The organism is Citrobacter sp. wls613 (assembly GCF_005281195.1).
In the GTDB taxonomy this organism is placed as follows: Bacteria; Pseudomonadota; Gammaproteobacteria; order Enterobacterales; family Enterobacteriaceae; genus Citrobacter; species Citrobacter gillenii.
The window spans coordinates 297,655-310,855 of record NZ_SZXN01000080.1; the positions used below are offsets into that span (position 1 = coordinate 297,655).

Here is a 13,201-nt window from a genome sequence, read left to right on the forward strand (position 1 = left end):
CAGTTATACGGTTGACGTATGATGAAAGTGGTTATCTTGAAAAATGAGCGTATAGACAGAGTGGAGCTGATGCGGACGTTTGTGCGCATCGTTGAGGCAGGATCGCTCTCTGCGGCGGCAAAACAGATGGGGACCACCCAGGCGACCGTCAGTCGGAGACTGCAATCCCTGGAAACGCTGCTGGGTGTGAAACTGATTTTACGCACCACCCACGCGATGAAATTGACCGATGACGGAGAGCGGGGATATCAGCATGCTAAGCATATTATCGATGCTTGGTTAGCGCTGGAAGATGGGCTGAATATCACGGAGGATGAACCCGTCGGTACGCTGCGGGTACGAGCGCCTCATGCGTTTGGTCAGCAACAACTGCTTGAACCGCTGCTGCAATTTCTGGCCCGTTATCCGCAGTTATCGGTGGAGTGGATGCTCAATGACAAAACGGTGGATTTCCTTAGCGACAATATTGATTGCGCGATCCGAGTGGGTGCGGAAGTTGATCCGGCAACGGTCTCCGTTCTGCTGGCCGAAGTGCCCCGAAGCATTGTGGCCAGCCCGGCATTGCTGGCGCAGTATGGCGATACTACGCATCCCGAACAGTTATCAACGCTGCCGTGGATTGCTGTAAACACGTTTTATCAGCATAGTGTGTCGCTGCGCCATCAACAGCGAAATGAACCCATCACGATAAATATCTCTCCCCGATTAAGCACGGACAGTATTTATGTTGCCAGAAATGCGGCTCTGGCAGGGCTGGGGGTAGCCATTGTGTCAAGCTGGATGGTGGAAGACGATATTGTTCACGGGCGTTTAGTCGAGCTATTCGCAGACTGGCCTGCGGCATCGCTGCCGGTGCATCTGGTGTATCCCTGGGCGCGTTATTATCCGGTCCGACTGCGTAAATTTCTGGCGCTGATGAAGGATGTGATGCCGCAGCTGACGGGAATGAAACAAATCGATAAGAAATAAAAAAGCCGACCCGAAGGTCGGCTTTGATGTTGATTACGGCTTACTCAACAGGCTGCGGGCGTGTGGCTGGGGCAGTAGCCTGATGCGTGGCGCTGTGACCGCCTGCGGCACCTTTGCCTTCGAAGTCGAAAGCAGGGCGCTGCCAGTCGCTCTGACGCGGCGCTTCTGGTTCGTAGTCCGGCGCAGGTGCGCGGGTCATCGGTGCGGTTGCGTGGCTGTGAACCGTTACGGGTACAGCGGCAACAGACGCAGGTTCTACCACAGCTTCAGCGACAACGACTGGTGCAACCGGTGCGACTTCTTCCTGCGTAACCGGGGCAATTGGCGCGGTCTCGATAACCGGTTCAGCAACGTCTGGCTGGGCGACAGCGACGTCAACCTGGACAGGTTCTTCGGTAATCGGTGCTTCTACCACGTTTGCTACGGGCTCAGCTTCAGCAACAACCTCTTCTGCAACCGGGACGTCAGCGTCAACGATGAACTGCGGTTGTTCCTCAACAGCCGTCTCGATAACCTCCGGATGTGTGGTTTCAACCGCCACAACCTGAGGTTCGACAACGACGGTTTCGGTGACTACCGGCGCTTCTGTGACCGCGACAGATGCCGCTACGGTTTCCACTGCTGGTGCAACGACCGCTGCAATGGTTTGCTGCTCGGCGATAACCGGCTGCACCTGGGCCACTTCCTGCTGATGCTGCTCTTCAACCTGCAGTTCCTGCGCACGGGCAACAGGGTAGCGGATCCAGACTTTACCAGAGGCTAATTCTGGAGATGCACAGGCGACAGTAATCGGCATTGGCGACTGTGTCGGGTAACGTTCGTCACGATAGCGACGACGACGCTGTCCGCTTACACGCAGATGGCGAGGCGAGCGGCGAGAACGACGCGGCATACCGTTGCTATCACGTGCATCGTTGTTATCACGCGCGTCGTTGTTATCTTCATGCTCGGTAGTGACAACGGCAGGCAGATCGACTTTCGCCAGTTCAGTTCGCTGGGCAACAGCGGCCTGAACCACAGGCTCAGCCACAACCGTTTCGGTAACCACGGCAGCGGTTACGGCTTCGGTTTCGACGGTTGCGCTATCGGTGTAACGAACCTTCTGGTTCAACTGACGCTGTTTACGGCGAGTCTGAGGCTGGCGAACGCGCTCTTCCTGATCCGTTTCCTGTGCCGGTTGTTCAACCAGGTTCAGTTCTTTAACTTCCTGCGGTGCCTGACGCTTGTCGTCGTTACGACGGCGGTTGCGTTCACGACGCGGAGCCTGCTGTTCGTCACCTGACTTCGCTTTATCAGCAACATCAGTGGATTGCTGGCGGGTATCGCGCGCTTCGGCATTCTGCGGCTGGCGACGGTTACGGCGATTTTCATCGCGGTTTTCGCTGCTATCAGAACGTTCATTACGGTTGTCACGATCGCGGTTATCACGTTCGCCACGGTTATCGCGATTATCACGACGATCGTTACGATCGTTGCGGTCACGGCGATTGTTCTGACGAGGCTTACGACGATCCTGCTGGCGTTCAGAAGATTTCTCTTCCGCTTTCGGTGCTGGCTGCTCAACCGGCTTGGCTTCTTCATTGCCACCAAAGATGGACTTCAGTGCGCCGAGGAAACGACCAAACAAACCAGGCTGTTCGGATCCTGCTGCGACTGCGGCTGCTTTTGGTGCGGCAGCAACGGCTGTAACGGCAGGCTCCTGCAGAGCAGGTTCTGGCGGTACGTCTGGCATGGCGAAGGTCGCCAACGCAGGCTGTTCCGGCTGTTTACGCTCGACGTACTCTTCTTCCGTCGGTAACGCCATCTCTTCTTCGTGCAGTTTCGGCAGCAGATAGCTCAGGGTCGATGTCTCTTCACCTTTGCGAACACGCAGAACAGAGTAGTGCGGTGTTTCCATTTGATCGTTGGGCACGATCACACAGCGTACGCCGTTCTGTCGGGTTTCAATGGCATTGACCGCAGTACGTTTTTCGTTAAGCAGATAAGACGCAATCGGCACCGGGACAATCGCATGGACTTCCTGGGTGTTTTCCTTCAGCGCTTCTTCTTCAATCAGGCGCAGAATAGACAGCGACAGCGATTCGTTATCACGCACTGTACCTGTGCCGGAGCAACGCGGGCAGACGTGATGGCTGGATTCGCCTAATGACGGGCTAAGACGCTGACGGGACATCTCCAGCAAGCCGAAGCGAGAAATATGGCTAATCTGGATACGCGCACGGTCCTGACGAACGGCTTCACGCAGACGGTTCTCAACGGCACGTTGGTGACGAACCGGCGTCATGTCGATGAAGTCGATAACAATCAGGCCGCCGAGGTCACGAAGACGCAGCTGGCGAGCGATTTCATCGGCCGCTTCAAGGTTGGTATTAAATGCGGTCTCTTCGATATCGCCGCCGCGCGTGGCACGTGCGGAGTTGATATCAATTGCGGTCAGTGCTTCGGTGCTATCGATAACGATAGAACCCCCAGAGGGCAGACGTACTTCACGCTGGAACGCAGACTCAATCTGAGACTCGATTTGATAGTGGCTGAACAGCGGGATTTCACCGGTGTAGAGCTTAATTTTGCTGCTGAAATCCGGACGACCCAACGCGGCGATGTGCTGACGCGCCATCTCCATGACTTTTGGGTTATCAATGAGGATTTCGCCGATATCCTGACGTAAATAGTCGCGGAATGCGCGAACGATGACATTACTTTCCTGATGGATCAGGAACGGAGCAGGGCGGCTGTCAGCGGCCTTTTTAATCGCTTCCCAGTGCTTCAGACGGAAACTCAGGTCCCACTGCAGCGCTTCTGCGGATTTACCAACACCCGCAGTGCGTACGATGAGCCCCATGCCATCAGGCAGTTCCAGGCTTGCCAGCGCTTCTTTGAGTTCTGTCCGGTCATCGCCTTCGATGCGACGAGAGATACCACCCGCACGCGGGTTGTTAGGCATCAGAACCAAATAACTACCCGCCAGGCTGATAAAGGTGGTCAGTGCAGCACCTTTGTTGCCGCGTTCTTCTTTATCAATCTGAACAATCACTTCCTGACCTTCGCGCAACACATCTTTAATGTTGGGACGGCCATGGGAGTTGTAGTTAGCGGGGAAGTATTCGCGGGCAATTTCTTTTAACGGGAGGAAACCGTGACGTTCAGCGCCATAATCAACAAAAGCGGCTTCCAGACTCGGTTCAATACGGGTAATTTTACCTTTATAGATGTTGGCTTTTTTCTGCTCGTGTCCAGGACTTTCGATATCCAGATCGTACAGACGCTGCCCATCTACTAGGGCGACACGCAACTCTTCCTGCTGAGTCGCGTTAATTAACATTCTTTTCATCGTAACTTACTCATTATTCTTACATTGACGACTAAGCTGCGGGCAGAGTAATGCCTTTCCGGGTGTGAACCGATGGCCTCGTGTCTATTCGCGTCGCCAACCTCACGGTTATCGTCAGCTCAAAGAGGCGCAGAGTGTCGGTTGCCTGTATTTCATACGGAAACACAGCGCAATTATCAGGGGAACAGTCTGGGTGTTACTCTCCAGAAACGCTTCCATTATGCTCGTCGTCTTTCACGCTATCGGTGCGTTGGCTTCATCTACTCACCCCAGTCACTCACCACAGTCACTCACCGGAGTAAATTCTTGGGGGTTCCCAGACTTGCCGTCTTCCTACAACGCGAAATTCATAGAGCACTTACCGGTAAGGACTGCAACCCGCAGCCCGCTAACTGCCTGAAAGATCAATACGTCTTACGCCATTGCTGCGTTGATGATCGGTCGGGCAAAATTGGGTCATTCCGGAAAAGTTCTTGTTTTAACAAGATTCAACACGGAGACGACCTCATTATTCCACTGCTAACCTTGTTATAGCAAGATGACTTTTGCCATTTACCACCCGGTTACTCACAGTTTTTACACTTCCGTACAGTGATTGGTTTAATAACCACCAAATCGAAACTGTCAAACCTGTGTAATAGGGTATAGCAGTTAATATAAGCATAGAAAAATGTGTGGCGCGAATCTTGATGGCTATTTAAAATCGGCACCCATGAAAACAGAGACTCCAGCCGTAAAAATTGTTGCCATTACTGCCGACGAAGCAGGGCAACGCATCGACAACTTTCTGCGCACCCAGCTCAAAGGCGTGCCAAAAAGTATGATTTATCGCATTTTGCGTAAGGGCGAAGTGCGTGTGAATAAAAAACGCATCAAACCCGAGTACAAGCTCGAAGACGGAGATATTGTGCGTATTCCGCCAGTGCGTGTCGCTGAGCGCGAAGAAGAAGCTATTTCACCGCATCTGCAGAAGGTCGCCGCGCTGGCCGATGTTATTCTGTATGAAGATGACCATATTCTGGTGCTCAACAAACCGTCAGGCACGGCCGTGCATGGCGGCAGTGGATTAAGCTTTGGGGTAATTGAAGGTCTGCGAGCGTTACGCCCGGAGGCACGTTTCCTTGAATTGGTGCATCGCCTCGACCGTGACACGTCTGGCGTGCTGTTGGTTGCCAAAAAACGTTCCGCACTGCGTTCGCTGCATGAACAGTTGCGCGAAAAGGGAATGCAAAAAGATTACCTGGCGCTGGTAAGAGGTCAGTGGCAGTCGCATGTCAAAACCGTACAGGCGCCGCTGTTAAAGAATATTCTGCAAAGCGGTGAGCGAATCGTGCGGATAAATCAGGAAGGTAAACCGTCGGAGACGCGATTTAAAGTAGAAGAGCGCTATGCGTTTTCCACGCTTGTGCGCTGTAGTCCGGTAACCGGGCGGACCCACCAGATTCGCGTGCATACCCAGTATGCTGGACATCCTATTGCTTTTGACGATCGCTATGGCGACCGTGAGTTCGACAAGCAGTTGGCCGGTACGGGGCTGAACCGACTGTTTCTGCACGCCGCAGCATTGAAGTTTACTCATCCGGGGACCGGTGAGGTCATGCGTGTTGAAGCCCCGATGGATAATCAGCTAAAACGCTGCCTTGAAATATTACGCAGCAAAGCCTGATGCGCGTTGCTTATCAGGCCTACCATTGCGTTATGCGCCGTAGGCCTGATAAGACGCACCGCGTCGCCATCAGGAAGATTAATCAGGCTTTCAGCGGATTCATCTCTTCTCTGCGTAGCATCTGACACAACGCAATCAGCGGCAGGCCAACCAACGTATTAGGATCGCGGCCCTCCAGACGCTCAAAGAGCGCAATACCTAATCCTTCGCTTTTAAAACTGCCGGCACAATGTAACGGACGTTCTTTGCGTACGTAATCGTCAATTTCCGTCTCGCTTAAATGACGGAAATGAACATCGAACGGTTCGACTTCGGTTTGTAAATGTCCGTTTGCAGAATTATACAGCGCCAGTCCGGTGTAAAACGTCACAATATTGCCGCTGGCTTTGGTTAATTGTTGTCTGGCCTTTTCTTCTGTTAACGGTTTTCCGGTTATTTCTCCATCAAGTACACAGATTTGATCGGATCCAATGATGAGGTGTGATGTGTAGCGGTGGGCAAGAGATTGCGCTTTTTCCTGGGCCAGACGTAACACCAAATGCCGAGGTGTTTCGCCAGGCTGCGGTGTTTCATCAACCTCAGGTGCTGCACATTCGAACGGGATGGCCAGTTTTTCAAGCAAGGCGCGACGCCAGGGAGAGGTAGACGCAAGAATGAGTTGAGGCATATTTTTTCCCTCGCATATAGCGTAATGATGAGAGCCATTTTAAACTAGGGCTCTCGACCTTCAAGTTGGCTGCTATGGCCAGACTTGAGTGATTTTAAGTCGATGACCCGCAATGTGTGCGAATTATTGGCAAAAGGCAACCTCAGGCTGCCTTTTTCTTTGACTCTATGACGTTACAAAGTTAATATGCGCGCCCTATGCAAAAGGTAAAATTACCCCTGACTCTTGATCCGGTTCGTACGGCTCAAAAACGCCTCGATTATGAAGGTATCTATACTTCTGATCTGTTAGAGCGCGTCACCGATTTTGTAGTCAGTGTGGACAGTGATGTGGAATGCTCCATGTCGTTCGCGATCGATAACCAACGTCTTGCCGTTATTACCGGTGATGCGAAGGTCTCGGTTACGCTCGCATGCCAGCGTTGCGGGAAACCGTTCCCACTCCATGTCCACACAACATATTGTTTTAGTCCTGTCCGTTCTGACGAGCAGGCTGAAGCACTGCCGGAAGCGTATGAACCGATTGAGGTTAACGAATTCGGTGAAATCGATCTGCTTGCAATGGTTGAAGATGAGATTATCCTCTCCTTGCCGGTAGTTCCGGTGCATGATTCTGAACACTGTGAAGTGTCCGAGGCGGACATGGTCTTTGGTGAATTGCCTGATGAAGCGCAAAAACCAAATCCATTTGCCGTATTAGCCAGCTTAAAGCGTAAGTAATTGAGGAGTAAGGTCCATGGCCGTACAACAGAATAAACCAACCCGTTCCAAACGTGGCATGCGTCGTTCTCATGACGCTCTGACCGCAGTCACCAGCCTGTCTGTAGACAAAACTTCTGGTGAACAACACCTGCGTCACCACATCACTGCCGATGGTTTCTACCGCGGCCGTAAGGTAATCGCTAAGTAATCACGCATGGCTCAATGAATTTCCCACCTCGGTGAGAAAGACAAAGAGAACCAGCGTGATGAAGCTTAGTGAGGCTTTCCCCGGGTAACTGGGGAAACACCTAGCCGAGCAGCGACGATACCTTGACACGTCTAACCCTGGCGTTAGATGTCATGGGGGGTGATTTTGGCCCTACCGTGACAGTGCCTGCAGCACTGCAGGCACTGAATTCTAATTCGCAACTCACACTTCTTTTAGTCGGGGATCCCGATACAATCACGCCATTACTTGCCAAAGCTGACTTCGAACAACGTTCACGTCTGCAGATTATCCCTGCTCAGTCAGTTATTGCCAGTGATGCCCGGCCCTCGCAGGCTATCCGCGCCAGTCGTGGTAGCTCTATGCGTGTTGCCCTGGAGCTCGTGAAAGAAGGTCGTGCAGAAGCCTGTGTGAGCGCCGGTAATACGGGCGCGCTAATGGGACTGGCGAAGTTATTACTCAAACCCCTTGAGGGGATTGAGCGACCTGCGTTGGTGACGGTGTTGCCGCATCAGCAGAAGGGCAAAACGGTGGTGCTGGATCTCGGCGCTAACGTTGATTGCGACAGTACGATGTTGGTGCAATTTGCCGTCATGGGTTCCGTGCTGGCAGAAGAGGTGGTTGGGATTGCCAGCCCTCGCGTTGCATTGCTTAATATCGGTGAAGAAGAAACTAAGGGTCTCGACAGTATTCGGGATGCTTCTGCTGTGCTAAAAACAATCCCTTCCATTAACTATATCGGCTATCTTGAAGCCAATGAGTTGTTGACTGGCAAAACCGATGTGTTGGTTTGTGACGGCTTTACAGGCAATGTCACATTAAAGACGATGGAAGGTGTTGTAAGAATGTTCCTTTCACTGCTGAAATCTCAGGGTGAGGGCAAAAAACGGTCGTGGTGGCTGCTGTTATTAAAACGTTGGTTACAAAAAAGCCTAACGAGGCGATTCAGTCACCTCAACCCCGACCAGTATAATGGCGCCTGTCTGTTAGGATTGCGCGGCACAGTGATAAAAAGTCATGGTGCGGCCAATCAGCGAGCATTTGAAGTCGCGATTGAACAGGCAGTGCAGGCGGTGCAGCGACAAGTTCCTCAGCGAATTGCCGCTCGCCTGGAATCTGTATACCCAGCTGGATTCGAACTGCTGGATGGTGGCGAAACGACACGCTCGCGGGCGCGCAGATGATAGTGCGGTCGAGAGCGTAGCCTACCTACCCGTGATTTGTTCGTAGCGGTATATAACCAAAAAGTGACTGAGCGTACATGTATACGAAGATTATTGGTACTGGCAGCTATCTGCCTGAACACGTGCGTACTAACGCCGATTTGGAAAAAATGGTCGAGACATCTGATGAGTGGATTGTCACTCGTACAGGTATCCGTGAACGCCATATTGCCGCGCCCAATGAAACCGTTGCGACGATGGGCTTTGCCGCCGCAAACCGCGCACTTGAAATGGCTGGCATCGATAAAGATCAAATTGGTCTGATTGTGGTTGCGACCACATCATCAACGCACGCTTTTCCGAGTGCGGCGTGCCAGATCCAAAGTATGCTGGAAATTAAAGGCTGCCCGGCGTTTGACGTCGCGGCTGCCTGCGCCGGTTTTACTTATGCCCTGAGCGTGGCTGACCTGTACGTTAAGTCCGGCGCAGTGAAGCACGCGCTGGTGATCGGGTCTGATGTGCTGGCGCGTACTTGTGATCCGACCGATCGCGGGACGATCATTATTTTTGGTGATGGTGCTGGCGCGGTGGTACTGAGTGCCTCAGAAGAGCCAGGCATTCTCTCCACACATTTGCATGCTGATGGTCGCTATGGCGAACTGTTGACACTGCCGAATGCCGATCGTGTGAATCCGGAGAACCCGATTCATCTGACCATGGCGGGTAACGAAGTCTTTAAAGTGGCGGTTACCGAGCTTGCACACATCGTTGATGAAACGCTGGCAGCGAATAATCTCGACCGTTCTGCCCTGGACTGGTTAGTACCGCACCAGGCAAACTTGCGCATTATCAGCGCGACGGCGAAAAAGCTGGGCATGTCGATGGATAATGTCGTGGTTACGCTGGACAGACATGGCAATACGTCAGCCGCTTCCGTTCCATGTGCGTTGGACGAAGCCGTCCGCGACGGGCGAATTAAAGCCGGTCAGCTGATATTGCTTGAGGCCTTCGGGGGTGGATTCACCTGGGGCTCGGCGCTGGTTCGTTTCTAGTATAAGGATTTTAACATGACGCAATTTGCATTTGTGTTCCCGGGTCAGGGATCTCAAACCGTTGGGATGTTGTCTGAAATGGCTGCAGCCTACCCCATTGTTGAAGAAACTTTTGCTGAAGCTTCAGCTGCGCTGGGCTATGATCTGTGGGCACTTACCCAGCAGGGACCAGCAGAAGAACTGAATAAAACCTGGCAAACGCAGCCAGCGCTGTTAACGGCCTCTGTTGCATTGTACCGCGTGTGGCAGCAGCAGGGTGGTGCAACGCCTGCGCTGATGGCCGGGCATAGCCTGGGTGAATACTCCGCGTTGGTATGCGCGGGTGTCATCAACTTTGCTGATGCCGTACGCCTGGTTGAACTGCGTGGCAAATTCATGCAGGAAGCGGTGCCGGAAGGTACGGGCGGCATGTCTGCTATCATCGGCCTGGACGATGCGTCCATCGCGAAAGCCTGTGAAGAGTCAGCAGAAGGTCAGGTTGTATCACCGGTTAACTTTAACTCACCGGGCCAGGTGGTGATTGCCGGGCATAAAGAAGCCGTAGAGCGTGCAGGTGCAGCCTGTAAAGCCGCAGGTGCGAAACGTGCTCTGCCGCTGCCGGTTAGCGTGCCGTCTCACTGCGCGTTGATGAAACCAGCAGCAGAAAAACTGGCCGTTGAACTGCAGAAGATTACTTTTAACGCACCGACCGTTCCGGTTGTGAACAATGTCGATGTGAAGTGCGAAACCCACGCAGACGCGATCCGCGATGCGCTGGTTCGCCAACTGTACAGCCCGGTTCAGTGGACCAAAACCGTCGAGTTTATGGCGTCCCAGGGCGTAGAGCATCTGTATGAAGTGGGGCCGGGTAAAGTCCTCACGGGTCTGACAAAACGTATTGTTGATACCCTGACTGCTTCGGCATTGAATGAGCCGGCGGCGCTGACTGCGGCGCTTGCGCAATAAAAGAGGAAAACCATGAGTTTTGAAGGAAAAATCGCGCTGGTTACCGGTGCAAGCCGTGGCATTGGCCGCGCAATTGCTGAAACACTCGTTGCCCGTGGCGCGAAAGTGATCGGCACTGCAACCAGCGAAAGCGGTGCGCAGGCCATTAGCGATTACTTAGGTGCAAATGGTAAAGGTCTGGTGTTGAATGTGACCGATCCTGCATCTATCGAATCTGTTCTGGGAAATATTCGCGCAGAATTTGGGGAAGTCGATATTCTGGTTAATAATGCCGGGATTACTCGTGATAACCTGTTAATGCGCATGAAAGATGACGAGTGGAACGATATCATCGAAACCAACCTGTCATCTGTTTTCCGTCTGTCAAAAGCGGTAATGCGCGCTATGATGAAAAAGCGTCATGGTCGTATTATCACTATTGGTTCTGTGGTTGGTACCATGGGAAATGCGGGTCAGGCCAACTACGCTGCGGCGAAAGCGGGTTTGATCGGCTTCAGTAAATCACTGGCGCGTGAAGTTGCGTCTCGTGGCATTACTGTAAACGTTGTTGCTCCGGGCTTTATTGAAACGGACATGACGCGTGCGCTGACTGATGAGCAGCGTGCGGGTACGCTGGCGGCAGTTCCTGCGGGGCGCCTTGGCTCCCCAAATGAAATCGCCAATGCGGTTGCATTTTTAGCTTCTGACGAAGCAAGTTACATCACAGGTGAGACTTTGCATGTCAACGGCGGGATGTACATGGTTTAACCACGAGATAAAAAAATTTGCGTTATTAGGGTGAATGCCCTCAAAATAACGCAAAATCGTGGTAAGACCTGCCGGGATTTAGTTGCAAATTTTTCAACATTTTATACACTACGAAAACCATCGCGAAAGCGAGTTTTGATAGGAAATTTAAGAGTATGAGCACTATCGAAGAACGCGTTAAGAAAATTATCGGCGAACAGCTGGGCGTTAAGCAGGAAGAAGTAACCAACAATGCTTCCTTCGTTGAAGACCTGGGCGCAGATTCTCTTGACACCGTTGAGCTGGTAATGGCTCTGGAAGAAGAGTTTGATACTGAGATTCCGGACGAAGAAGCTGAGAAAATCACTACCGTTCAGGCTGCCATTGATTACATCAACGGTCACCAGGCGTAAGTGAACATCTCCAGGCGGTCATTCGACCGCCTGAGTTTTATCTTTTTATCCCACTTGAATTATTTTCCCTCCCTGGAGGACAACCGTGTCTAAGCGTCGTGTAGTTGTGACCGGACTGGGCATGTTGTCTCCTGTCGGCAATACCGTAGAGTCTACCTGGAAAGCTCTCCTTGCCGGTCAGAGTGGCATCAGCCTGATCGACCATTTCGATACTAGCGCCTATGCAACGAAATTTGCTGGCTTAGTAAAGGATTTTAACTGTGATGACATTATCTCGCGCAAAGAACAGCGCAAGATGGATGCCTTCATTCAATATGGAATTGTCGCTGGCGTTCAGGCCATGCAGGATTCTGGTCTCGAAATTACGGAAGAGAACGCTCACCGTGTTGGCGCCGCTATTGGCTCCGGTATTGGTGGTCTCGGTCTTATCGAAGAAAACCATACCTCGCTGGTAAACGGTGGACCACGTAAGATCAGTCCATTCTTCGTTCCGTCGACGATTGTTAACATGGTGGCCGGTCACTTGACCATCATGTACGGCCTGCAAGGGCCAAGCATCTCCATCGCTACCGCCTGCACTTCAGGCGTGCATAACATCGGTCATGCCGCGCGTATCATTGCATACGGCGACGCAGACGCGATGGTTGCGGGTGGTGCTGAAAAAGCCAGTACACCGCTGGGTGTGGGTGGTTTTGGCGCAGCGCGTGCGCTGTCTACGCGTAATGATAACCCGCAAGCGGCAAGCCGCCCGTGGGACAAAGAGCGTGACGGTTTTGTGCTGGGCGACGGCGCAGGTATGGTGGTACTGGAAGAGTACGAGCATGCAAAAGCGCGTGGTGCAAAAATTTACGCTGAAGTGGTCGGTTTTGGGATGAGCAGCGATGCTTACCATATGACTTCGCCGCCGGAAAACGGCGCGGGTGCTGCACTGGCGATGGTCAACGCATTACGTGACGCGGCTATCGAACCCGGTCAGATTGCCTATGTCAACGCACATGGCACGTCTACACCAGCAGGCGATAAAGCGGAAACTCAGGCAGTGAAATCTGTCTTTGGTGATGCGGCACGTAGCGTGATGGTCAGTTCGACCAAATCCATGACCGGACACCTGTTGGGTGCGGCGGGCGCGGTAGAGTCTATTTTCTCTATTCTGGCGCTGCGCGATCAGGCGGTTCCACCAACCATCAACCTGGATAACCCGGATGAAGGTTGTGACCTGGACTTTGTTCCGCACGAAGCACGTCAGGTCAGCGGCATGGAATATGCTCTTTGTAACTCCTTCGGCTTTGGTGGTACTAACGGTTCGGTGATCTTTAAAAAGATCTAAGTCCCGCAGGTAACT

12 protein-coding genes are annotated in these 13,201 nt (G+C 52.6%); 10 read left to right on the plus strand and 2 right to left on the minus strand.

Features of this window, described 5'->3' with window-relative positions; all coding sequences use genetic code 11:
* Nucleotides 1-33: 33 nt before the first annotated feature.
* Nucleotides 34-969 carry a LysR family transcriptional regulator gene (locus tag FDX01_RS20420; RefSeq protein ID WP_170974789.1) on the plus strand — a complete coding sequence of 312 codons (936 nt, stop codon included), beginning with the start codon at nt 34-36 and terminating at the stop codon, nt 967-969.
* Between the two features lie 40 nt (nt 970-1,009).
* Here FDX01_RS20420 and rne read toward each other — a convergent pair whose 3' ends face one another.
* The gene (gene rne, locus FDX01_RS20425; protein WP_137400368.1) at nt 1,010-4,300 is read right to left on the minus strand and encodes a ribonuclease E; all 3,291 of its coding nucleotides are present in this window, start codon (nt 4,298-4,300) and stop codon (nt 1,010-1,012) included.
* A 712-nt stretch (nt 4,301-5,012) separates the two neighbouring features.
* Here rne and rluC point away from each other — a divergent pair.
* The gene (rluC, locus tag FDX01_RS20430) at nt 5,013-5,966 is read left to right on the plus strand and encodes a 23S rRNA pseudouridine(955/2504/2580) synthase RluC (protein WP_170974786.1); all 954 of its coding nucleotides are present in this window, start codon (nt 5,013-5,015) and stop codon (nt 5,964-5,966) included.
* Between the two features lie 82 nt (nt 5,967-6,048).
* Here the strand turns inward: rluC and FDX01_RS20435 are convergent, their stop codons facing one another.
* Nucleotides 6,049-6,633 (minus strand): nucleoside triphosphate pyrophosphatase, encoded by a 585-nt coding sequence (locus tag FDX01_RS20435; protein WP_096757549.1) that lies wholly within the window; start codon nt 6,631-6,633, stop codon nt 6,049-6,051.
* A 197-nt stretch (nt 6,634-6,830) separates the two neighbouring features.
* Between FDX01_RS20435 and yceD the strand changes: the two genes are divergently transcribed.
* The 8 genes from yceD (at nt 6,831) to fabF (ending at nt 13,186) form a co-directional block, all read left to right on the plus strand.
* Nucleotides 6,831-7,352, plus strand: a complete 522-nt coding sequence (gene yceD, locus FDX01_RS20440; RefSeq protein WP_115258860.1) for a 23S rRNA accumulation protein YceD — start codon at nt 6,831-6,833, stop codon at nt 7,350-7,352.
* A 16-nt stretch (nt 7,353-7,368) separates the two neighbouring features.
* Complete coding sequence (gene rpmF, locus FDX01_RS20445) at nt 7,369-7,542, plus strand: 50S ribosomal protein L32 (protein ID WP_003036242.1); 174 nt, start codon at nt 7,369-7,371, stop codon at nt 7,540-7,542.
* A 122-nt stretch (nt 7,543-7,664) separates the two neighbouring features.
* On the plus strand, nt 7,665-8,744 hold the full coding sequence (gene plsX / locus FDX01_RS20450; protein WP_096759432.1) for a phosphate acyltransferase PlsX: 1,080 nt from the start codon (nt 7,665-7,667) through the stop codon (nt 8,742-8,744).
* Between the two features lie 77 nt (nt 8,745-8,821).
* Nucleotides 8,822-9,775: a beta-ketoacyl-ACP synthase III gene (locus FDX01_RS20455; protein ID WP_137400370.1), complete on the plus strand. Its 954-nt coding sequence runs from the start codon at nt 8,822-8,824 to the stop codon at nt 9,773-9,775.
* Nucleotides 9,776-9,790: 15 nt separating this feature from the next.
* Nucleotides 9,791-10,720: an ACP S-malonyltransferase gene (gene fabD / locus FDX01_RS20460; RefSeq protein ID WP_096757546.1), complete on the plus strand. Its 930-nt coding sequence runs from the start codon at nt 9,791-9,793 to the stop codon at nt 10,718-10,720.
* Nucleotides 10,721-10,732: 12 nt separating this feature from the next.
* Nucleotides 10,733-11,467 (plus strand): 3-oxoacyl-ACP reductase FabG, encoded by a 735-nt coding sequence (gene fabG / locus FDX01_RS20465; protein ID WP_096757545.1) that lies wholly within the window; start codon nt 10,733-10,735, stop codon nt 11,465-11,467.
* A gap of 155 nt (nt 11,468-11,622) precedes the next feature.
* A complete protein-coding gene (gene acpP, locus FDX01_RS20470) occupies nt 11,623-11,859 on the plus strand; it encodes an acyl carrier protein (RefSeq protein WP_000103754.1) in 237 nt (78 codons plus the stop codon).
* Between the two features lie 85 nt (nt 11,860-11,944).
* Nucleotides 11,945-13,186 (plus strand): beta-ketoacyl-ACP synthase II, encoded by a 1,242-nt coding sequence (gene fabF, locus FDX01_RS20475; protein ID WP_115258859.1) that lies wholly within the window; start codon nt 11,945-11,947, stop codon nt 13,184-13,186.
* The last annotated feature ends 15 nt before the right edge of the window (nt 13,187-13,201 follow it).